Source organism: Seonamhaeicola sp. (assembly GCF_028281565.1).
In the GTDB taxonomy this organism is placed as follows: Bacteria; Bacteroidota; Bacteroidia; order Flavobacteriales; family Flavobacteriaceae; genus Seonamhaeicola.
This window is the reverse complement of sequence record NZ_JANQJQ010000009.1, coordinates 1-23,948: the sequence shown is the minus strand read 5'-3', so window position 1 is coordinate 23,948 and position 23,948 is coordinate 1. Positions and strand designations below refer to the sequence as shown.

Here is a 23,948-nt window from a genome sequence, read left to right as displayed (position 1 = left end):
TTTTATATAAATAACTATTCTATATTAGTTACCTAAACCAGGAAGTAATTCTACTTCAGCAATTGGTATCGGAGCAAAGTAGTTGTCAGTTCCGGTGGAACCAATCACGTCATTTTGAACGGCTATAATACCACCATTAACAACATCCGGGGTTACCTGTGGGTCTCTGTTGGCAAAAGCGTCAGCAACCAGTTCTAAACGAACCAGGTCATTCCAACGGATCCATTCACCGGCTAATTCCCATTTACGTTCTGTAACAGCTAAATCAGCCAGATCACCACTAGTGATATCTTGATACGTTAAGGTTGGATGATCTTCCCAACCGTTATTATCGGCATTTCTTACACGCTGTGCTACAGCAGAGCCATAAGACGTCATGTAGTCTAAACCAGCAGCCCTTCTTCTAACTATGTTAAGCGCTTCCCAGGCATCAGCAGATGAGTTTCCAGAACGTGCAGAAGCCTCAGCATAAATTAACAGTACTTCAGGATATCTCATGTAATAATCGCTTCTATCAGTAAAGTGGAATCCTACAGCCACATCATCCTCATCAGCAGGTCCTACGATTTTTCTAAATACCGGTGTTACCTGATCACTAAAGTTAATCCAATCGGCATCCATTCTATAAGTAGCGTTCTTTCTTGCACCCTCCGGGAAGTCTTCAAAATATCTAATTTCAGCAAAGGTTTCACCCCATCCTCTGTTGTCTGATGGCCATCCTAATCTGGCAAATTTACCATTACGTGTACCACAGGATACGCAGTAAGGAATCGTCCAAACAGCTTCTTTAGTAAATCTACCGGCAAGACTCCAGATTCTTCCTGGGTCTTCTTCTATTTCAAATCCATGAGCAGCAGCATTATCGATAACCTGTTTAGCCGTACTGGCAGCTAAGGCGTATTTAGAATTATCTTTTACCGGGAAACCGGCCCAATCCATATATAACCTGGCAAGCATAGCGTTAGCAGAACCTGAATTTGGCCTGGGCGCGCCATCTTGAACACCTGGGTAGATGTCCGGTAATAAATTCGCCGCATTCAAGAAATCGGATTCTATCTGTTGAAGTACCTCCAACTCTGAATTTAATGTGATGTTAAAATCAATATCAGGTGTGGTAAGCACCGGGATTTTTCCATGTACACGGTATAAATGGAAGAACATAGCACCTCTTAGGAAATAAATTTCACCTAAAAGCCTGTTTTGCTCAGCTTCCTGGCCAACAAATACGGTTTCGCCTATATTTTTAAGCACCGTATTGGCATTAAAGATCATCCCGTAAATATTTCTCCAGTTACCAACTGTTCTGGCATTTTCATTGGTAATGGCTCTTTGGTCATGCTCTCTAAAATCCGCTTTGTTACTGGCTTTGTGTGTAGTAATATCATCACCGGACCAACCATTTACGTAAAAAGTAGACCATTGCGAGGCATTTCTTAAACTAGCATAGATACCTGTTACCCCTAAACTAAGCTCAGAGATATCAGTATAAGCTCCCGGTGCCAATTGCACTTCACCAGGATTTTCTTCTAAAGGCACACAGCTTTGAAAGCCTAATGCCAAAACCAATCCGGCAACTACTAAAGAAAATAGGCCTTTAAGGTTTTTTAAATTCGTGAATTTTTTCATAATCTAATCTTTTTATTTTTTTACTTTAAACCAAATTTAACTCCTACAGTGTAAACACGAGGGTTAGGATATGCACCTGTGTCAATACTTGGTGCATCATCTATAGTTCCACCGTTGTTGGCCGCTCTGGAAGTTATTTCAGGATCATAGCCTTCATAGTCACTAATTACAAATAAATTTTGACCACCGCCATAAACCTTAATATAATCAAAACCTTTAACATTATCAAATGTATAGGCCAGGTTAAGATTCGCTAATCTTACAAACCCACCATTTTCAATGTATCTTGTAGAGCCAAAGTCATTAGCTCCACCTGCTGGAATGTCAGTTTCATTTTGTGCTGTCCATTGGTTTAATTGCATGGGATGATTAAAACTTCTTTGGTTACCGGTGGCTCCAACAATTTGACCTTTTAAGGCATTTAATACTTCATTGCCATGAGACCCCTGGAAGAAGAAGTTCAAATCCCATTTTTTATAAGATAGCGTATTATTTAACCCCCAAACGGTTGTTGGAGTACCATTACCAATCACTTGAATAACACGGTTTCCATCTGCATCTCTTAAGTATTTGGCATCACCGGGAACACGGTCGTATAATGCCGCTTCGGCTGCTTCGGACGTTTTCCAGGTACCTAAAAATACGGTTCCTTGCATTTGTCCTAATGGTTCATTTAAATTAAATACGTTCCATGTTCTGCTTTGCCCGTCAATACTGTTAAAAGTACCCTCAAGCGATGTGATAATATTTCCATTGGTGTCCGTCCCAAGATCAACAATTTTGTTTTTTATAAAAGAGACAGTAAAGTTAGAGTCCCATGTAAAGTCATCGTTATTGATAATCGTGGCTCCTATAGTTAAATCCACCCCTGTATTTTCTGTTTCACCAACGTTTTGAATTTGTGATTTTCCCGGTCCTACTAAAGTGGCAGGGATTGGCACTGCTAATAACAAATCGGTAGTATTCTTCTTGTACCAGTCTACACTAAAGTTTAATCTCCCATCAAGTATACCAAAATCTACCCCTACATTAGTTTGGGTTGTAGTTTCCCATGTGGTGTCAGCATTTCCAATAGTTCCAACAGTAGAACCAACTTCTCTGGTAGCCCCATCAAAAGCGAACACACTACCTAAACTTACAGAATCGAAGGTACTATAGATACCAATATTTTGGTTACCTACTTGCCCCCAACCGGCTCTAAGCTTTAAGGCGCTAAACAGGTTACTATCCTGTATGAAATCCATATTAGTGAAGTTATAAGAACCTGCAAATGAGTAGAAAGTACCCCATTTATTATCACCCTGGAATCTTGAAGACCCATCACGACGAATCGTACCGGTTAAAAACAATTCTTCATTTAAATTATATTCTAAACGACCCATTACAGATTCTATAGAGCTTTCGGTTTTATTATTGTTAAAGTTAAACCCGGCATTAAGTTCAGCCAAATAATAACTCAAAGGACCTTGTAAATTGTCAACATTAAGATTAAGTACTTTTCCTATACCTTCCTGAAACTCATAAAGCCCTGTTAATTTGAAATTATGATTTCCGAAAGATCTGTTATAAGTTAAAATATTACTGACCTGATGATTTCTTGACTGGTTACCGTTATAAGCAGCATCAGTTTCACCATAATCTCTGGTGGTTCTTTCCTGAGTTCTGTTGAACGTACTGGCACCAGCAACTAAGGTGTAGTTCAAGTTGTCAAGAATATCATAACTAACATTAGCCGTTACATTTAACCTGTCTTGTGTGTCTTGAATATCACTTTGATTCAATCTGGCAATAGGATTGTAATTTAACGATGCTAATGAACGCGTAGACCCTTCATTCCAGTTGCCATTTTCATCTCTAAGCGGTGTAAGCGGATCCCAGTTAACTGCATGTGCAACCAAACTACCCTGAAAACGGCTAAAGTTGTTTATATCGTTAGTTGAAGTCGCTCTACTTGCAAAAATATTAACACCAATTTTAAGCTTATCGGTAATATTAGAATTTACATTGGCTCTTATGGAGTATCTTTCGTAATTGGTAGTAATTACTGTACCTTCTGTGTTAGCGTAGTTACCTGAAATAAAATAGTTAACATCTTCAGAACCGCCACTGTATGATAATTGAAGGTTGTTTGACAGACCGGTTTGGAAAATTTCATCCTGGTAATCTACCCCTCCTGTTATGTCTAAGGCATCAATTTCAGATTGAGGTATAAATTCATTCCCTCTTCTGATATTTTCAATTCTTGCAAAATCTGCAGCCCTGCTACCCTGAAGTGTAGGTAACCTTTTAGGAACTTCAGAGAAAGACGTAAACATGTCTACATCCAATTTCCCTTTACCGGAACCTTTTTTAGTAGTAATTAAAATTACCCCGTTCGCACCTCGAGACCCGTAAATTGCCGTGGCAGAAGCATCTTTTAAAACGTCCATGGTAGCAATATCATTAGGGTTTAAAGTTCTTAAGTCGCCGCCAATAATACCGTCAATAACAACTAAAGGGTCATTGTTACCCGTAATGGAGTTTGTACCACGAATACGAATTTTTACGGGAGCACCCGGAGCACCGGAATTTCTTGCTACGGTAACCCCTGCAGCTCTACCCTGTAAGGCGTCTTCTACTCTGGACATAGGTTGGTCTTCAAATGATTTAGAGGATACCCTGGAAACGGAACCTGTTAAATCACTCTTTTTAGCAGTACCATATCCAATAACCACTACTTCATCCAGTTTGGCAGCGTCCTCAGCCAGAGTCACAGAAATGGAGGTTTGGTCACCCACAGATATAGACTGTGTTATATAACCAAGATAAGAAACTTCCAATACATCTCCTGAGGAAGCAGATATGCTAAAGTTTCCATCAAAATCTGTTACCGTACCTTTGGTAGTACCTTTAACAACAACATTGGCTCCAGCTACTGGAACACCGGCTTCATCTACTACTGTTCCGGAAATGGTCTGTTGAGGAGGCGATTTTTTTATTGCCGCTTGATGTTTGGTAGTATCTAATACCAAAATGATTTGTTTGTCTAATACCTCATAGTTGATGTTAGTATTAGAAAACAAGTTTTCTAAAATCTTATTGATTTTCGTTTTTTTGAACCTTACTGAAACCAATTTTTTATAATCAACTTCTTTGCTGTTATACAAAAATTTGAATTCAGATTTGCTTTCAATGGAACGTAGCACATTTTCAATACTCACATTATTCAATTCCAGAGAAATTTTAGTGTTCTGCGAATATGAATTAGCATGAATCTGAAAAAGCGATATCAAAAATAGATAAACGGTAAGTTTCATTTTTAAATCAAACTTAAAATTGGGAATTGTCTTCCCAAGCATAAATAGAATTTTCATACTTTTGTTAATAGTTTAGTGGTTTAATAAATATTTTAAATTACTAGTAGTTAATCGGGAAATGTGGCAGCATTTTCCGATTTTTTTGTTTAAATAAAGTTGTTTTTCATGTCATAGTCCGTTGTTGTTTTAGTTATTATTTGGCTTTAGTCAATGGTTATTTGATCTTGGTTTATTGTATAAGTAAAATGGTAGTTTTTGCTGAATGCCTTTAATACTTGCTCTATGCTTTCAATATCAAAACTAGCTGTGAACGTTTCTTTAGCCAGGTCTAAGTTGTTGTTTGTAATAGAAATGTCATAGTGGCGTTCCAGTTTCACAAGGATATTTTCAAATGGCATATGTTCAAATACAATCCTGCCTTCTATCCATGCCGTATAAATAGAAGTATCAACATTATTAACTAACACCTTTCCACTTTGTTTTTTCCAATCGGCTTTATGCCCTGGTTTGAGGATAGTATTGTTTTTATTTTTATCAGAATTAATGGAAACAGAACCTTCAACTAAAACAGTATTTATTGAAGGATCTTCAGGATAGGAGGAAACGTTGAACTTGGTTCCTAAAACCTCAATATTCATATTATCAGTTTTGACAATAAATGGCTGTTCAGAATTTTTAACTACATCAAAATACGCCTCGCCTTCTAAATAAACTATACGGTTTTTATCTTTGATAAAGTACACCGGATAACGAATCGAACTACCGGCATTAAGGTGTACTTTTGTGCCATCAGATAAGGTAATTTGAAAAACTTTTCCGTAAGGAATAGTGAGTTTATTATAAATTAATTCCTCAGGTAACTTTTCCACAGAAGGATTCGTATAATTTAAGTTGGTACCTTTCTGAGTGCCTACTACTTTGCCTTCTTTATTTAAGATCGTTTTGGTTCCGTTTGTAGTAATTATTTCTTTTTCGCCATTGTCAAGTTCTAAAATAATACTATTGGCATCTGTGGATTCCTGGGTTATATTATTAGGTTCTTTAGAAGACGAATTAAGATCACTGTTATTTTCAAAGTAGTAGTAGCCTAATCCTGCACAAATAATTAATACCGCAGCCGCTCTAAAGAAAAAAATAAATAATCCTTTGTTTTCTGTATTGTCAGTAGGTTTTATTTTTATCCAGTCCTGGTGTTTATTTTTATTAATATGCTTGATTTGTTGGTCGCGTTCTTTTTTGAATCCTTCACTTGTTAAATTATCTACAATGTCTTTGGTGTCAGTATTTGAGAACTCGTTCTCAATATAAGTGGTATTAATGGTTTCATCTTTAAGAATTCTTAAAGCTATACCTTTAGATAATTTTAGTATTCTTTTTATACGATCCATAGAATAAAAAAAGAGTTGCTTTTATTTTAAAGCACATAGTTATAACGATAAAAAACTGCAAAGGGGTGAAAAAACACAGTACATTTTTTTTAAAATGATAAAATTATTCTTAAAAAAACAAGAATTTGATAATCTTAATTATCATTTCGAAATTGGATTAAATGATTTGGAATTTTTAGGACAATACACTAAAAATTAAGGCACAAGCTCCTTTTAAAAGTGGTCTCAGTTTTTGATATGCAATTCGTTTTTGTGTCTTTACAGTATTTAATGAAATGCATAATTCTTCAGATATTTGCTTATTTCCTAAACCTTTCAAGCTTAAATTAATAATTCGTTTACATTTATAAGGAAGCGTGTTAATTGCCTGACTAACCAGTCTTGAAGTTTCTTCAATTAAAACTTGCTTTTCAAAGTAGGTCTGAGATACTAACATATTTAGGGAATTCGGATCTAATCGCGTTTTAGATCTAAACTCTTTCTTTTTTATAAAATCTAAGGATTTATTTCGAACAGCTGTATACAGAAAAGCCTTGGTGTTTTCATTTTCAGTGAGTTCTATTTGTTCGTTCCATATCTTGATAAAGACTTCTTGAACAATATCTTTAGAAGATTCCAGGTTATTAGTGTATTTACTTGAAAACAGACAAAGCGAAGCATAAAAAGTATCAAATAACTTTTTATAAATTTCTAATCTGATATTATTTTTTTCAACTAATTTCAAAATAGTAAAACTGTCAAAAAAGCAGGTTATTAAGCAGAATTAAATAAGAGGCTAACAGGTTAAAAATCAATAAAAACAAATAAATTGATTAAACTTAAGAGTAGTAATCTCTTACTAAAAGCATCCATTTCAATTTATAAAATGAAATATTGGTAAGGTTCTTATAAAAAATTCAATAATAATAATAATTAAGGAACAAGAATTACTTATTCTTCTATTATTTTGACAATTTGAATATTGAATTCTAAAAGGTTAAGAGTTCCGGATTATCTGGTGTCACCTTTGTTTAAAAAGCTAATCCTGTAAAGAATTAGTAGTTGATGTTTCATAATAGTTTAGTTTTAGTTTTTAGTTTAAGTTATCAATTATCAATTATGCAATATTTGTAGTACAATAGTGATAAAAAATCAATTAATACGATGTAAATATAGCAATGTGATTTTAAAATGCAATAAAAATTTATTTTTTTATAAAAAAAACATTGATATTGCTTCTTAATTGTTAGCTTTAAAACAAAATACATTCAAAGTTGAAACTGGTTTCAAGAATGAAATTAAATATTTGAATCATTACTTTATATATAAGATCAAAGAAATAGTTCCTGTGCTGAAATTATAAGATTAGTGAAGCGATAAGTTATTCAATTTTACCCCTAACATATACTATTTTAACCCAGTGTTTTTGTTTTGTAAGATAAAAGCCACTATTATTAAAGTAAGCAGGTAATTATTTGTTAAAATGAACGATGAAAGTATTATTTATATGTTTAGCCTAAAATAAAAAAACCCAGGATGTAAAACACCCTGGGTTTTTAAAACAATTAACTAAAACTACTATTTAATTGCCTCCATTTAAATTTGGATTTAATACCGTATCTCCTGCGGGTATTGGTGACCACCAGTTAGCTTTATCTGATGGGCTTCCAATTAACGGAACCTCTCTTGGGTCTCTATTAGCATTTACTTCGGCTACCATATCAAGACGTACAAGGTCTAGCCATCTATTACCACCAATTTCACCTAAGAACTCATAGGCTCTTTCATTTACAATGGCATCAACAAGTTTTTCAGTTGTGTCAAGTTCAGCAGCCGTGTAATCCACAGCAGCGTCCGCATCCATCCAGAAACCAGCCGGTAAAGCATCTACTTCTGCTTGTTTAGTAGATCCATTTGCAAAAGCTCTACGTTTTACCATGTTCAGTTTATCAATAGCTTCGGTAGGGTCACCTGTGTTAGCAGAAGCCTCAGCGTACATTAACAATACTTCCGCATAACGCATAGCAATTCTATCGTTAGAGGTTTGCCAGGTGTGCTCTCTGGCTTCCCCTACGTCTGTTGAATTAGGGGCTCCGGTAGCATATGTGAATTTAGTTACAATCGGGTTTCCAAATTCTGCAAAGAATGGATTGCCATCTGTAGCAGTACAGAACTCCTTTCTAAAGCCTTCAGGGAAATTATTAAAGTAAGTCCATTCCATATAGGCGTCCATCCAGTTAGCCCATCTAAAACCATAAACCCTGTTTTGAGTAATAATTGGCCAGCTTTCCCTGGACATGATGTGCGCAAAAATCACTTCCTTGTTAACTTGATGAGGGTCCTGGAAGTTATGAGAAAAATTATCCATTAAAGAATAAACACCAGCGTTAATGATTTCACTTGTATAAGTTTTTACTTGTGCCCATTTATCCGTTTCGTTGTATGGATAACCGGTTAATTGCATATATGCTTTAGCCAAATATGCTCTGGCCGCTGTTTTAGTAACACGTCCGTTACTAACTGTAGGATCTGTATCTCTGGCATTGTCAGCCCATTGAAGAGCAAACTCTAAATCTGAAATAACCTGGTCTATTACCTGTCTTTTAGGCGTTAAGGCTATTTCTAAGTCTGGTTCAGCCTCGAGTGGCATAGGCACATCACCAAAAGTAGTAGCTAGCCTAAAGTAACAATATGCTCTTAAAAAATAGGCGTTAGCATGAGCTGCATTGATAACCGCTTCATCAACACCATCGGGATGTGCATTAGCTATAAAACTGTTGGCCGCCAGTATGGTGCTATAGTTACTGTTATAATCATTTGTGGCCCAAGAGTTACCCGCCGTTCTTGCAAACTGATCAGACTCTAAAACCACCCATTTGTTACTTCCTAATCTGGATGTTAAATCATCAGCACCGCAATAGTGGGCATAGTTATCCAACCCCCAAACACCTCTACGTAATGTACCAAAAATACCCAATAACCCGGCATCCAATGTATTCTCATCTGAATAGAATGATCCTGCAGACACTAAACCGTCTGATCCTTCGTCTAAAGTTTCACAACCACTAACAAACACCATTAGTGCAGCCATGAAAAGAAGTTTACTTGTTAAAATAATTCGTTTCATAATCAATTAATTTTTTATTTAAAATGTTACTTTAAGTCCGGCAGAAATAGTTCTTGTCAACGGATAAGAAAATGCATCAACTCCCGCTTGTGCGTCACTATTAACCGGAGTAGAAGAAGCTTCAGGGTCTAATCCAGAATAATTAGTAATTGTTAATACGTTATCTATACTGGCATATAATCTAAAGTTAGATATTTTTAAAGCATCAATAACGGACTGTGGTAAATTATACCCAAGCGTTACGTTACTAATTTTAAAGAACGAACCGTCTTCAATATACTGGCTAACCACATAAGTTAATGAGTAGTCGGTACCATATGGCATAACTTGCTGCGTAGAGCTGGTATTAGTTGGAGACCATCTGTTTCTATAATCGGTATCTAAGATACCATAATTTAACCTATTATCAGTCCAATTATAGATGTCATTACCCACAGAACCAATACATTGCACTGATAAATCCCAATTTTTATAATTTACGCTGGTCCCGAAGCCATAGGTGAAATCCGGTTGTGTATTCCCAACTATTTGTCTGTCTTCTGCTGAAATAGCACCATCACCATTAAGGTCTTCGTATTTAACCTCACCTGGCCCTGAATTAAATGAAGAAGCTTCTGCGGCTTCATCAGCTTGCCAAATACCAATGGCTTTTAATCCAAACAGAGCACCCAAAGATTCCCCTTGTCTTACAACGAATTTTTTATTTCCACCTACTAAACTCCAAATTCCAATGGGTTCTTCAGTTTCCACAAAAATTTCATCAACACCTTCACCTAAGTTTTGGATGATGTTTTTATTTCTGGTAAAGTTAGCATAGGCTGTCCAGTTAAAATCTTCGGTACTCTTAATAGTCCAATTAAGTCCTACTTCTACACCATTATTATCAATATCGGCAAAGTTATCTCTGATACCGGTTGCTCCTGTATATCTGGGAATAGATCTTTCAATGATTACATCGGTTGCTTTTTTAGAATATACATCAACTGTACCGGATAATTTACTTCCTAAGATGCTAAAATCTAAACCGGCATTATAGGAAGTGGTAGTTTCCCATTTTAAAGCAGGGTTAGTAATAGTAACATCCGGTACCACACCTTGAACAGGCACCCCATTGTCAAGTGGATACCAACCAAAGTTACGAGCTGTCGGGTCTCCGGCAAACGTTAATTGGGTTGCACCGTAAGGAACCGCCTGGTTACCTACTTCACCATATCCAGCTCTTAATTTTAAGTTGTCAATCCAATCCACATCTTGAATAAAGTCTTCTTCAGAAACTCTCCAGGCTAATGCTGCTGAAGGGAAATATCCCCAACGTTGGTCTGGGTTGAATCTTGACGAACCATCGGCACGTATAGAAGCAGTTACCAGGTATTTGTCTTTAAAGCTATAATTAAGACGTCCCATATAAGAACGTATTTTCCCGGTACCGTAACTGGAAATAGTAGAGGCCGGTGAGCCGTTTTGTAACAAATACCACTCATTACCTAGTGATGAAAGATCTCCTACAGATGCAGTTAATCCTCGGTTAATGGATTTATTAAACTCATAAACTCCGGATACCTTAAGATTATGATCTCCAAAAACGTTTTCGTAAGTTAATCTACCGTTTACTAACCAGCTATTATTTCTACCATAATTTTGTTGGGCCGTAACATTGCTTCTGGTTACGTTGATAAAATCAGGTAAGGTTCTTTGACCGCGGAACGCGTTTGTTAAACTTCCGGCCGCACCTAAAACAAGGGTTAATTTATCAGTTATTTTAACATCTAAATCAATGTTAGAAAGAATTCTGTCGTTCAAGGTTTCTTGATTTTGACGCACTTGCATTTCCGGGTTAACCAACCTACCTACAAGAAAGGCTCCATTGTAACTGTTATAGGTATTGCCATCTATAAAGTTACCGTCAGCATCTCTTGAAGCCCACATTTGAGGAAATATAACCGCATTACCTATAGCATTGTTAGTACCTCCGGTTCCTCTTCCATTACCTTGAGAATCTGTATGTACTCCGTAGGTGTTAAATTTAAAGCTAATTCTATCCCCTATTTTACCGGAAATGTTTGAACGTAAAGACGTTCTCTTATAGAATGTATGTTTGATAACGCCTTCTTCATCCAAATGGTTTGCAGAGAAGAAATATTTAAGGTTATCATTACCTCCTGTTACGTTTAAGGTGTGATTGTGTCTAAGACCGGAACGTGTAATCAAATCTTGCCAATCGGTTCCACCTACAGCTCTTAAAGCATCTATGTCTCCTTGCGAAAAGAAAGGTGTTTCACCCAATGAGGCTCTTTGTTCGTTCATTAATTCTGCTTGCTCATGGGCTTCTAATATGTCATATTTATTGATCATATTACTGAAGCCAACGTTACTTTCAAAAGAAACAGTTAATTTGCCTGCTTTTGGAGCATTAGTAGTAATCAATACAACACCATTAGCACCCCTGGATCCGTAGATAGCAGTTGCCGAAGCATCCTTTAGGAAGTTGATCGTTGCAATATCATTTGGGTTAATAGTGGATATGTCTGCTCCAATAAATCCATCAATTACATATAGTGGATTGTTAGAATAGTTAATAGAACTACCGCCACGAATTCTAATTTTCATGGCTTGTCCCGGAGCACCGGTAGTTTGCTGGATGTTAACACCAGTAACTTTACCCTGTAAACCTGCCCCAATTTTAGTAATGGGAGCCTTAAGCAAATCTTTAGATGAAATTAAACCAACAGCCCCTGTTAAATCCTTTTTTCTGGCAGTACCATAACCAATAACCACAACTTCATCCAGTTGGGCAGCATCTTCTGCTAAGGTTACGGTAATAGACGTTAGATTACCTACAGAAACCGATTGGGTTACATATCCTAAAAAAGAGATTTCTAGTATATCGCCTGATGAAGCGGAAATACTGAAATTTCCATCAAAGTCAGTAACAGCACCCCTATTGGTGCCTTTTACTACAACATTGGCTCCAGGAATCCCTACTCCGGACTCATCCATAACGTTACCGCTAATGGTTTGAGCCGAAATCTCCTGAAAGCTCATTAATGTCAGAACCAGACTAAATAATAGACTAGCCCTAAAAAACTTGAGAATTTGTTTTTTCATAATAGTTTAGTTTTAGTTTTAAAAAATGTATATAAATGGTCAACACTTTACTGAATAAAGCACTGAAAATTTTAAAAATGTGATACGTTGATCTTTCACCTTATTTTGGTTTAGGTGATTTAACAGTCAAAAACTTCGTTTGAATTTAAAAATTGAGGTGTTTACGAAAAAAAGGACCTGACCTGCCTAAAAGGTTAACTCCAAGAGAGAATTGTAGTTTTTTTGCCATCTGTTTAGTTTTAGTTGAGTTGTTAATGTGGGTGAAAGTAAATAAAAATTCTTGTCAGAAACCTGACATAAATCATGTAGGAATTATTCAAAAACTATGCTCAAACTATACAAAAACTATACATCTAAAATTATTTGCTGAATAGAATCCTGTTGTTTTTTTACACAAAAACCTTCAAATCAATTAATATACTTGCAGTTGTTAGAATTGCGGTATAAAATATTGAAGTAGAATGCTGTTGCTGATAGCTACTTATACAGTGAACAAGTGAAATTTAGTCTAAAACAACCGAAAACGTTTCCGAAAAACTAAACATCATCATAATCAACCACCAATGTTGGAGTTGTTGGGTGTGCCTGGCAGGTAAGAATTAAGCCTTCGGCTATCTCATTATCAGTTAAAATATTGTTTTGTCTCATGGTAGCATCTCCTTCTTTTATTCGGGCCAAACAACTACTGCAAATACCTCCCTGGCAAGAATAAGGAGCATCCAAATCTTCATCAAGAGCCGCTTCAAGAATGGTTTGCTTTTGAGACATTTCGAATGACGTTTCTTCGTCATCAACTATAACTGTGATTTTTGTTTTACCACTGGTAGTAACCTCCTCATTTATTTCAGACGGGTTAGCAGCTTTGAAAAGTTCAAAATGAATGCGATCTTCTGCAATACCATTAGCGGTTAAAACATCTTTTACGGTATGGATCATAGCTTCGGGGCCACAAAGATAAAAAGCATCCACTTCAATATGTTTGTGCTTGTTTTTCATCACATAGTTGACCGTGCTTTTTTCAATGCGACCAAACAAAGCATTTTCTTCATCTTTTTGGCTAAACACAAATTGAATGGAAAAACGGTCTTTGTAGGCATGCTGTAATTCCAAAAGCTCGTTTAAGAACATGGTGTCATCGGTAGTCTTGTTGCCATAAACAAGAATTACTTTGCTATAAACTTCCTCTTCTAAAGCACATTTAATGATACTTAAAATGGGTGTAATGCCACTTCCGGCAGCAAAAAGCGCAATGTTCTTTGTTTTGTTATCGTTGGGTTCAAAAATAAAACGCCCCTTGGGTGGCGCTACTTCCAAAGTATCCCCGGCCTGTAATTGTTTATTGGCATAGGCCGAAAATGTCCCGTCAATAACTTCTTTAACAGCTACTTTTAACGCGCCACTTTTGGGAGACACACACAATGAATAATCACGCCTTAAGTCATTGCCGTTAACTTTGGCTTTTAGTGTAATATACTGCCCCGCTTTAAAAGCGAAAATGTCTTTTAGGTTTTCAGGTAAATTAAAACTAATACTAACAGCTTTATCTGTTTCTCTTTTTATATTTTTAATGCTTAGTTTATGAAATGATGACATGCGAATGTTTTTGACAAAAATAATGAAGTGACTTGTAATTTTAATTTTATTGTAACAATTACTATAAAAGCTTTACTAACCTTTGTACTTATTTATATTGATTAACGATAACCCAACAGAATTATGAAAAGATTATTACTGGCACTTGCCCTTGTATTTACCCTATTTGTTCAAGCCCAAGAGAATCAGGATTTTAAAAATGAAACAATTGAATTTATAAAACTAACAGGTTCCGGTGCCGCTTTTGAAAACGCTATTGATCAAATAGGCATGATGGTTTCTGAATCAAACAAGGAGGCTTATATGAAAGAAGCCAAAGCTACTTTAGGAGGTATTTATGATAAAATAGCTGAGCTTTATATGCAGGAGTTTACCCGGGATGAGATTAAAGAATTAAAAGCTTTTTACAATACGGATCTTGGTAAAAAATTAGCTGAAAAACAATTAGGCTTAGCCCAAAAATCTATGATGTTGGGGCAGACCTGGGGCATGGAGGTACAGTCCATTGCTCAAAAATATAACTAGGCAACATTATGTTTAAGCACTTTATAAATTTAGAATGGAAATCTTTTTTCAGATCAGCATCACTGGGAAAAAGTATTGCCATTAAAATACTTATGGGCTTTTTCCTATTGTATTTGGCTTCTATTTTTACAGCTGTTGGAATCTCAATGATTTTCATTTTAGAAAAAGAGCGCCCGGATACAGATCCGTTTGTATTCTTTAACAGTTTAATATTCTTTTGGGTTATCGGTGACCTTCTGTTTAGGTTTTTCTTTCAAAAGCTACCGGTTATGACTGTAAAACCTTTGCTCACGCTTCCGGTTAAAAGAAGTAAGATAGTTAATTACGTATTGGGTAAATCGGCACTTTCTTTTGTTAATCTTTTGCCCCTGCTCACCATTATTCCTTTTGGGATAATTTTAATAACGAAAGAATATCATAACACGTCAACTGTTTTGGTTTGGTGGCTTACTTTAATACTACTTATTTTAATTAACAACTTCCTTAATTTTATTATCGAAAGCCTGTCGGCAGAAACAGAATTGTCTTTTTTGCCCATAATAATTTTTACCGGTGCCCTTTTTGGAATAAATCATTTTAATATTGTTAACCTGTCTGAGCTATTTTCAAATGCAGTTTCTGCCATTGCGGAAACTCCGATATTTTTGATTATTCCAATAGCAATTCTGGCTTTGTTGTATGGTTTCAATTTTAAGCTACTTCGTAAAAAACTGTTCCTGGATAGCGGTTTAAAAGAAAAAGTAAAAGAGGTTAACACTGCCAATTTGGAATGGACTAAAAGTTTTGGAGATATCGCGCCTTTTTTGCAATTGGATTTAAAGTTGCTTTGGCGAAATAAACGAACAAAATCATCCGTCTGGATTTTATTAATGGGCTTGCTTTACGGCTTGTTTTTTTACCCGCAACCAACCTATCAAAATTTACCCTGGTTTTTCACCTTAATCGGCATTTTTTCAACGGGCATATTCTTAATTAGCTTTGGCCAGTTTATTCCGGCCTGGGATAGTGGCTATTATAAATTATTGATGAGCCAAAACATTAAGTACGAACAATATTTAAAATCGAAGTTTACTTTAATGGCCTTTAGCGTAGTGGTGCTTTTTGTATTGGGAATACCCTATGTGTACTTTGGATGGAAAGTGCTACTTGCTCATTTTGTAGCAGCCATTTATAATATTGGGGTTAATACACATGTCATTATGTGGGGAGGTTCTTTTAACCGGAAGAAAATAGATTTAAACCAAAAGGCAGCATTTAATTATCAGGGCACGGGTGCCGTACAATGGCTTATTGGAATACCTCTTATGCTTTTGCCTATGGGTTTGTTTGCCTTGTTTTACTTCCTAACCAATTTTGAAATTGCCTGCGTTATTTTAGGGCTGTTAGGAGTATCCGGTATTGTTTTTCATCAAAGGTTAATGAAAGCGATCACCTCAAAATATTTAGAATCAAAATATAAAATGATTGATGCCTTCAATCAGGACAATTAATACAGATAAATCATGATAATCACGTCAAATCTTTCAAAGAAATATAAAGACAATATAGTGTTGAATATTGAATCTTTAGAGATCCCAAAAGGTCAAAGTTTCGGTCTTGTTGGGAATAATGGTGCGGGAAAAACCACTTATTTTAGTTTGTTGCTGGATTTAATACAACCTACAACGGGGTATATAACAAATAACGATATCCAGGTGAATAAAAGTGAAGCCTGGAAACCATTTACATCGGCCTTTATTGATGAAAGTTTCCTGGTAGGTTACTTAACAGCCGAGGAATATTTTTATTTTATTGGCGAATTACGCGGTCAAAATAAGGCAGATGTTGATGCTTTAGTATCCCAGTTTGAAGACTTTTTTCATGGTGAAATTTTAGGCCAGAAAAAGTACTTGAGAGATTTAAGTAAAGGAAACCAGAAAAAGGCAGGTATTGTGGCGGCATTAATTGGAAATCCTGAAGTGATCATTTTAGATGAACCCTTTGCCAATTTAGACCCGACAACACAGATTAGATTAAAAGGAATTGTTAAAGATTTAGCCGAAAAACAGGGCGTAACAGTTCTAATCTCCAGTCATGATCTGATGCATGTAACAGATGTCTGCGAACGTATTGTAGTATTGGAAAAAGGCGAAATTGTTAAAGATATGGTTACCAGCGAAGCTACACTGAAAGAGCTTGAAGCACACTTCGCGGGATAAGATCAGTGGTCTTAATTTGTTACAGGCACCAAGCTTTTTAATTCTCACTTAACTAGTAAATTAAAAAAGATGTGTATTTTTACCACGCTATATAATAATAACTGGAGTTTATAGTTATTTAATAGACTAAAAATACCAACGGTGAACACATCTATTAAAGCCATATTTGCCTCAATTTTTTCTGTTTTTTTAATAGTAAGCTGCTCTAGAAAAAAAGACAACTTTGTCAGTAGAAATTATCACGCCGTTACGGCAGAGTTTAATGCACTTTATAACGGATACAATGCTTTGGAACAAGGCAGAAATAATCTTAATCAAAGTTATTTTGATGATTATTGGAACATCCTGCCCATTGAGCGCATGCAGATAACAGATGAGATTGTATTTCCCGGGCAATCTAAAAATGAAGATTTTACCAGGGCGGAAGAGAAAGCTGTAAAAGCCATCCAAAAACACAGTATGAACTTTGAGGAGAAAGAAAAGAATCCTCAAATGGACGAGGCCTATTTACTTTTAGGTAAAGCAAGATATTTTGACCAGCGTTTTATTCCTGCCTTAGAAGCTTTTAACTACATACTTTATAAATATCCGGCTAGTGATAAAATTAATCAGGCGAAGGTTTGGAGAGAAAAAACCAATATTCGTTTAGATAATAATGAACTCGCCATAAAAAATCTAAAACGCCTATTGTTTCAGGAAGACTTAAGAGATCAGGATTTGGCGGATGCCACATCTATGCTGGCGCAAGCTTATATTAATACCAAATCCATAGATAGTGCTATTACACAATTGGAAATAGCTGCTACTTCTACAAAAAGTAATGAGGAACGGGGACGTTACAGGTTTATTCAAGGGCAATTGTATAATGAGCTTGGGTACAAAGACAGTGCGAATATGGTGTTTGATAAAGTTATTGAGCTCAACAGGAAAACGCCCAGGATTTATATGATTAGCGCACATCTGGCAAAAGTTAAAAATTTCGATCATGAGAACGGCAATAAGTTGGAAGTAACCGAATTACTTGCGGAACTTGAAGAAAACAGGGAGAACAGACCATTCTTAGATAAAATCTATCATCAAATAGGGGCTTATTATTTAAACAATAAATCGGATTCTTTAGCCACTGCTTATTTTAATAAATCTCTACGTGAAAGATCCAGGGACAAAACGCTTAATGCCAGAAATTATGAAATTCTCGGTGACATGAATTTTGATAAGTCACTTTACAGAGATGCCGGATTATATTATGACAGTACCATGACAAGCCTGGTTTTAAATTCTAAACCCTATAGAATTATAAAACGAAAACGTGACAATCTGGATGATGTCATTTATTATGAAGGGACAGCTCAGGTAAATGACAGTATTTTGCATTTGGTTAATTTACCTGAACCTGATAGAGTTACTTATTTTGAATCATTTATTGAAAAACTAAAACAAAAAGCTGAAGCAGAAAAAGAAGCTAAGGAAAAACAAGAGGCTTTAGAACGTAACAGCGGTTTAGTTACAGTAAATAATAATTTATCCAGACCAACCACACAGGGTGGTTTACCGGGGCAGGCATCCTTGTTCTATTTCTATAACCCCACCACGGTGGCCTATGGTAAAAATGAATTTGTGAAAATTTGGGGTAACAGAGCTTTAGAAGATAACTGGCGATGGTCTAATAAAAGTAGTGTTGGAGGTACCGATACTACAGGAGCCATTGATATTTTAGCATCAGCATCAGAAGATGAATTGTATGATCCGGAATTTTACATATCAAAAATCCCGACAGAAGAAAAAGAGATTGACAGCATTTCTAAAGAAAGAAACTATGCTTATTATCAATTAGGGCTTATTTATAAGGAGAAGTTTAAGGAGTTTGCTCTGGCTAAAGAAAAATTTGAGGATTTATTAAATAGTAATCCGGAGGAAAGGCTGATACTCCCTTCAAAATATAATCTATACAAGATTTATGAAGCGTTGGGAGCACGTGATGAGGCTTCCATTGCCAAAGAAGAAATCATTAAGAACTACCCGGAATCCAGATATGCTACAATTTTAAGCAATCCGGAATTAGCTTCAAAGCAAGATGAAAATAGCCCTGAGAATTTATATGAAAGGCTTTATGTGCAACATGAAAACCAGGAATATGCCGAGGTGATTTCAAAATGCGAGGAATATATTAATTTGTATGATGGGGAACCAATGGTGCCAAAATTTGAACTTTTAAAGGCTACGGCAACCGGTAGATTACATGGTTATGAGGCGTACCAAAAGGCGATAAATTATATTGCGGTAACCTATGCGAACACAGATGAAGGCATACAAGCTCAAAATATAGAGACCAACGTATTACCAAAATTAGCAAATAAAGAGTTTGAAGATGAAAACAGTGATATTTCAGGGTATCATAAAGTCATTTTTAAGTTTGAAACTTCAAATGCGGAAGCCATTGCGGAGTTTCAAAAAACTCTGGATGAAGTGCTTGAAAGTATCAAATATTATGAGTTAACCTCGTCAATTGATGTGTATAATGAAAGCACTACATTTGTGGTTGTTCATGGTTTTAAAAATGGCCAGGTTGCCAAAACCTTCGACCAGCTATTAACTAAAGAAAACAAGAAAAAAATAAAAGAACCGTATTTTGCCATGGCATCGGCAAACTATCAAATAATTCAAATACATAAAAACTTAGATGCTTTTTTAAACGTATATAATAATTAAATAACGTTTTATGTTTTCCGAAAATAAAAAGAATAAAATGGTAGAAAATACATCAAGCCAAAATCTTATTGCTCAAGGCACTAAATTTGTAGGCGATTTTAACAGTGAAGGCGATTTTAGAATAGACGGTACCGTTGAGGGTAATGTTAAAACCACGGGAAAAGTGGTGGTAGGCAAAGCAGGTTTAATTAAAGGCACTTTACAAGGCACCGATGCTTATTTTGAAGGTAAATTTTCTGGTAAATTAGCCTTATCAGGTACTTTAACCTTAAAATCATCAGCGCATATTGAAGGTGAAGTGGTTGCAGGTAAATTGGCTGTGGAACCCGGAGCTACTTTTAACGTAACTTGTGTTATGAAAGGAACGGTTAAAGAAATGAAAAATGGCGGACAACAACGAAAACCGGAAACCGAAAAAACAGCTTAAAAACGCAGCCGTACTTACCGGAGTGGCCATTCAAATGGGAGTTACTATTTATTTGTTTGTGCTTTTAGGCAAATGGTTAGACTCTAAATACAATAATGGTGATAAACTTTTTATAATAATTACAACACTTGCCGGAGTTGCTGTTTCTCTGTATGCTGTGGTTAAACAGCTTAACCGATTAAATAATGACTAACCCGTTTTTCAGTTTTATAATTAAAGCTTTGGTTCTATTCACCATGGCTTTTGGATTACACATAGGGATACTTTATTTATTAACCCTTCCATTATTTGAAAGCCATATTATACTGGCATATAGTTTAAATCTTGTACTTGTAATTTTGGTATTTGGCTTACTTTATTTGTTAAGAAAAAAGTACAAAAGTCAGTTAGGTTTTTTGTTTTTAGCCGGAAGTGTTGTAAAATTTGCTGTTTTCTTTATTGTTTTTCAACCACTTTTTAAGCAAGATGGTGTTATTTCAAAGCTGGAATTTGCATCGTTTTTTATCCCCTATCTATTAGGCTTAATTATAGAAACTATTAGCCTTAGCAAATGGTTAAATAAATTAGACGAAACCACTTCCTAACCCCCTGAAAAACATCTGTTGAAATAAAAAGCAAAATAGTTTTTGTTTTTGATATAAAAGCATACCTTTGCACCGATTTTTAAGCCACTATTATTTAAAGTGATATGCGAAAAAAAATAGCTTTTAAGCCAATTACATTATTACTGCTTTTAATAACCTTTGTGTCTTTCGGAAAAGAAGACAAACAACATGGAGAGCCTGAGGGCGATTTAAGAGGTGAAATCAAAGAATATATTCAACATCACTTACTGGATTCTTACGACTTCGGATTGTATTCATATACCACGGAGGCCGGTGAACATAAATATGTTGGATTTCCATTGCCGGTAATTCTTTGGGATAATGGATTAAAAGTGTTCTCTTCGTCTAAATTCCATCATGGAGAAACTGTTGCTGAAGCTGGCGGGAGTTATTACAAACAACATCACGGAAAGATCTATAAAGTTGACGGACCTAATGGAGCAATCATTGAAGACGACCATCACCATGCAACAAACGAAAAACCATTAGATTTTTCAATTACCAAGAACGTAGTGTTGATCGCTATGGTTTTTGCTATCATGTTCTTTATGTTCAGCAGAATGGCTAAATCTTATAAAAAGAACAATGGTATGCCAAAAGGCATGGGGCGTTTTCTGGAGCCTATAGTGCTTTATGTACGTGATGAAATAGCCATTCCTAATATTGGTGAAAAGAAATACAAAAAATACATGAGCTATTTGTTAACTGTGTTTTTCTTTGTTTGGATTGTAAACCTGTTTGGGTTAACTCCAATAGGAATGAACGTAACCAATAATATAGCCGTAACTTTATGTTTGGCGCTTATCACCTATTTGATAACTACCTTCTCAGGAAATAAAAATTACTGGAAGCACATTTTCTGGATGCCTGGGGTGCCGGTGCCTATGAAAATTATCTTAGCACCAATTGAGTTATTAGGAACATTCATTAAGCCGTTTGCATTAATGATTCGTTTGTACGCCAATATTACTGCGGGTCACGTAGTGTTAATGAGTATTATCGGTATGATGTTTATTTTCAACAACTGGTTGGGTAGTTCGTTATCATTTTTATTAGCATTTGTTTTAGGAATATTGGAGTTGTTAGTTGCAGCTTTACAAGCATATATTTTTACAGTATTATCGGCACTTTATTTTGGAATGGCTGTTGAAGACCATGACCATCACTAAGGGCTTTTATAAATTGAATGTTTAATTTTTAAATATATATATTATGGAAATTCCAGCTATCGTAGGAGCAGGTTTAGTAGTAATTGGAGCAGGGATCGGGATCGGTAAGATTGGTGGTTCAGCTATGGAAGCAATTGCACGTCAACCAGAAGCGACGGGTAAAATTCAAACGGCTATGCTTATTGCAGCGGCGTTAATTGAAGGTATTGGATTTGCTGCTTTATTTGCAGTGTAAAACAAACAGAGAAACAGCTATAACGGTTGGTTATAGCTGTTCTTTTTAAAATTAAGCAAAAACTTGCCCTGAGCAGAGTCAAAGGGTAGAAATATAAATTATCATGGAAGAATTATTTGGAGGCTTTTCTTTAGGATTGTTTTTTTGGCAAGCGGTACTTTTTTTAGCACTGGTTTTTTTGTTGAGAAAGTTTGCCTGGAAACCAATTTTAGATTCTGTAAGCAGTAGAGAAGAAGGTATTAAAGATGCTCTTGAAGCAGCAGAAAATGCTAAAAAAGAGATGGAAAATCTTCAGGCAGATAACGAAAAGTTATTGAAAGAAGCCAGAGCAGAGCGCGAAGCTATGTTAAAAGAAGCCAGAGACATCAAAAATAAGATGATTGAAGACGCTAAGGAAGAAGCTAATGAAGCCGCTGCTAAATTAATGGCACAAGCTCAGGCGACTATTGAAACTGAAAAGAAAGCAGCTATTTCCGAATTGAAATCTCAGGTAGCAAACTTGTCCATAGAGATTGCAGAAAAAGTGGTTCGCGATGAATTATCTAACAAAGCTAAGCAAGTGAAGTTGGTAGAGTCTATGTTAGGTGAAGCAACTTTAAATTGACACATAGTGTCACACTGAGCTTGTCGAAGTGTCTTCTTTGTAAAGGTTAAAAACAAATTTAAACGAAAGGGTTTCCTTTTAAGTAGAAAACAAAAATATGGCAGGAACTAGAGCAGCAATACGTTACGCAAAAGCAGCACTTAGTTTAGCTAGCGATCAGAAAGCAGCAGAGGCTGTAAATAAAGATATGGTCGCTATTGCAAAAACCATTTCCGAGAACCAGGAATTAGACCAGGTACTTAAAAGCTCTGTAATTAAAACTGAAGTTAAAAGTGCAGCTTTATCTAAAATTTTCCCGAAACTAAATAAAATTAGCACAGGGTTGTTTGACGTATTAATAGCTAATAAAAGAATAGATATTTTAGGGAGTGTTGCTCAGAAATACACAGTATTATTTGATGAGCTTAATGGTAAAGAAGTAGCAAAGGTTACTACCGCGGTACCAATGACCAAAGATCTTGAGATTAAAGTATTGGCTAAAATAAAGGAGCTTACAAGTAAAGCTGTAGATGTTGAAAATATTGTAGACGAAGATATTATAGGAGGCTTTATTCTACGTATAGGAGACAAGCAATACAATGCCAGTGTCCTTAATAAATTAAACAGATTAAAAAGAGAATTTTCATTAAACTAAGATAGTTTTATCTAAATATAAAAAAGATGGCAGAAGTAAAACCAGCTGAAGTATCAGCAATCTTAAAGCAACAACTAGCAGGATTTGAAGCATCCGCTTCATTAGAAGAAGTGGGAACGGTGTTAACTGTTGGTGATGGTATTGCACGTGTTTATGGATTATCTAATGCGCAATATGGCGAGTTAGTAGAGTTTGAAAACGGTCTTGAAGGTATTGTATTAAACCTTGAAGAAGACAATGTAGGTGTAGTACTGTTAGGCCCTTCAAAAGAAATTAAAGAAGGGGCCACTGTTAAGCGTACCGAAAGAATTGCTTCTATTAAAGTAGGAGAAGAAATGGTTGGACGTGTTGTTGATACGCTTGGTAACCCAATAGACGGTAAGGGACCCATTGGTGGTGACCTTTATGAGATGCCTTTAGAGCGTAAAGCTCCTGGGGTTATTTTCCGTCAGCCAGTGGATGAGCCAATGCAAACCGGAATTAAGTCAATTGATGCCATGATCCCCATCGGTAGAGGTCAGCGTGAGCTTGTAATTGGTGACCGTCAGACTGGTAAAACGACAGTTTGTATTGATACTATCTTAAACCAAAAAGAATTTTACGATGCAGGTGAGCCTGTATTCTGTATATATGTTGCTGTAGGACAAAAAGCCTCTACTGCTGCAAACATTGCTAAAACCTTAGAAGACAAAGGAGCCTTAGAGTACACAGTAATTGTAGCAGCTAAC

At 35.8% G+C, this 23,948-nt stretch carries 18 protein-coding genes and 1 pseudogene; 12 read left to right on the top strand and 7 right to left on the bottom strand.

The window, feature by feature from the left end:
- Positions 1-24: 24 nt before the first annotated feature.
- The 7 genes from Q0983_RS03435 to Q0983_RS03405 form a co-directional block, all read right to left on the bottom strand.
- Positions 25-1,626 (bottom strand): RagB/SusD family nutrient uptake outer membrane protein, encoded by a 1,602-nt coding sequence (locus tag Q0983_RS03435; RefSeq protein ID WP_299548763.1) that lies wholly within the window; start codon positions 1,624-1,626, stop codon positions 25-27.
- A gap of 20 nt (positions 1,627-1,646) precedes the next feature.
- A complete protein-coding gene (locus Q0983_RS03430) occupies positions 1,647-4,979 on the bottom strand; it encodes a TonB-dependent receptor (RefSeq protein ID WP_299548760.1) in 3,333 nt (1,110 codons plus the stop codon).
- A gap of 146 nt (positions 4,980-5,125) precedes the next feature.
- Entirely contained in the window at positions 5,126-6,310 is a 1,185-nt protein-coding gene (locus Q0983_RS03425; protein WP_299548757.1) for a FecR domain-containing protein, read from the bottom strand.
- Between the two features lie 175 nt (positions 6,311-6,485).
- On the bottom strand, positions 6,486-7,034 hold the full coding sequence (locus Q0983_RS03420; RefSeq protein ID WP_299548754.1) for an RNA polymerase sigma-70 factor: 549 nt from the start codon (positions 7,032-7,034) through the stop codon (positions 6,486-6,488).
- 837 nt (positions 7,035-7,871) lie between these two features.
- Entirely contained in the window at positions 7,872-9,416 is a 1,545-nt protein-coding gene (locus Q0983_RS03415; RefSeq protein WP_299548751.1) for a RagB/SusD family nutrient uptake outer membrane protein, read from the bottom strand.
- An 18-nt stretch (positions 9,417-9,434) separates the two neighbouring features.
- A complete protein-coding gene (locus Q0983_RS03410; RefSeq protein ID WP_299548748.1) occupies positions 9,435-12,521 on the bottom strand; it encodes a TonB-dependent receptor in 3,087 nt (1,028 codons plus the stop codon).
- Between the two features lie 537 nt (positions 12,522-13,058).
- Entirely contained in the window at positions 13,059-14,114 is a 1,056-nt protein-coding gene (locus Q0983_RS03405) for a ferredoxin--NADP reductase (RefSeq protein WP_299548745.1), read from the bottom strand.
- 123 nt (positions 14,115-14,237) lie between these two features.
- Between Q0983_RS03405 and Q0983_RS03400 the strand changes: the two genes are divergently transcribed.
- From Q0983_RS03400 to Q0983_RS03345, 12 genes and pseudogenes are all read left to right on the top strand, one after another.
- Positions 14,238-14,639: a DUF2059 domain-containing protein gene (locus Q0983_RS03400; protein ID WP_299548742.1), complete on the top strand. Its 402-nt coding sequence runs from the start codon at positions 14,238-14,240 to the stop codon at positions 14,637-14,639.
- A gap of 8 nt (positions 14,640-14,647) precedes the next feature.
- Entirely contained in the window at positions 14,648-16,129 is a 1,482-nt protein-coding gene (locus Q0983_RS03395) for a DUF5687 family protein (RefSeq protein ID WP_299548739.1), read from the top strand.
- Between the two features lie 12 nt (positions 16,130-16,141).
- Positions 16,142-16,837, top strand: coding sequence for an ABC transporter ATP-binding protein (locus tag Q0983_RS03390; RefSeq protein WP_299548736.1), 696 nt, complete (start codon positions 16,142-16,144; stop codon positions 16,835-16,837).
- A 141-nt stretch (positions 16,838-16,978) separates the two neighbouring features.
- The gene (locus Q0983_RS03385) at positions 16,979-19,546 is read left to right on the top strand and encodes a hypothetical protein (protein WP_299548734.1); all 2,568 of its coding nucleotides are present in this window, start codon (positions 16,979-16,981) and stop codon (positions 19,544-19,546) included.
- A gap of 10 nt (positions 19,547-19,556) precedes the next feature.
- On the top strand, positions 19,557-19,973 hold the full coding sequence (locus Q0983_RS03380) for a polymer-forming cytoskeletal protein (protein WP_299548731.1): 417 nt from the start codon (positions 19,557-19,559) through the stop codon (positions 19,971-19,973).
- Positions 19,930-20,166 carry an AtpZ/AtpI family protein gene (locus tag Q0983_RS03375; RefSeq protein WP_299548728.1) on the top strand — a complete coding sequence of 79 codons (237 nt, stop codon included), beginning with the start codon at positions 19,930-19,932 and terminating at the stop codon, positions 20,164-20,166. The genes Q0983_RS03380 and Q0983_RS03375 overlap by 44 nt, the downstream gene beginning before the upstream one ends.
- Positions 20,159-20,557, top strand: a complete 399-nt coding sequence (locus tag Q0983_RS03370; protein ID WP_299548725.1) for a hypothetical protein — start codon at positions 20,159-20,161, stop codon at positions 20,555-20,557. Before Q0983_RS03375 ends, Q0983_RS03370 begins: the two co-directional genes overlap by 8 nt.
- Before the next feature lie 104 nt (positions 20,558-20,661).
- On the top strand, positions 20,662-21,747 hold the full coding sequence (gene atpB, locus Q0983_RS03365) for a F0F1 ATP synthase subunit A (protein WP_299548722.1): 1,086 nt from the start codon (positions 20,662-20,664) through the stop codon (positions 21,745-21,747).
- 43 nt (positions 21,748-21,790) lie between these two features.
- Positions 21,791-21,982, top strand: coding sequence for an ATP synthase F0 subunit C (gene atpE, locus Q0983_RS03360; RefSeq protein ID WP_076698954.1), 192 nt, complete (start codon positions 21,791-21,793; stop codon positions 21,980-21,982).
- Positions 21,983-22,085: 103 nt separating this feature from the next.
- The gene (locus Q0983_RS03355; protein ID WP_299548700.1) at positions 22,086-22,586 is read left to right on the top strand and encodes a F0F1 ATP synthase subunit B; all 501 of its coding nucleotides are present in this window, start codon (positions 22,086-22,088) and stop codon (positions 22,584-22,586) included.
- Between the two features lie 97 nt (positions 22,587-22,683).
- Positions 22,684-23,220, top strand: coding sequence for an ATP synthase F1 subunit delta (atpH, locus tag Q0983_RS03350; RefSeq protein ID WP_299548697.1), 537 nt, complete (start codon positions 22,684-22,686; stop codon positions 23,218-23,220).
- A 26-nt stretch (positions 23,221-23,246) separates the two neighbouring features.
- A pseudogene (locus Q0983_RS03345) lies at positions 23,247-23,948 on the top strand (F0F1 ATP synthase subunit alpha); the annotation flags it as partial.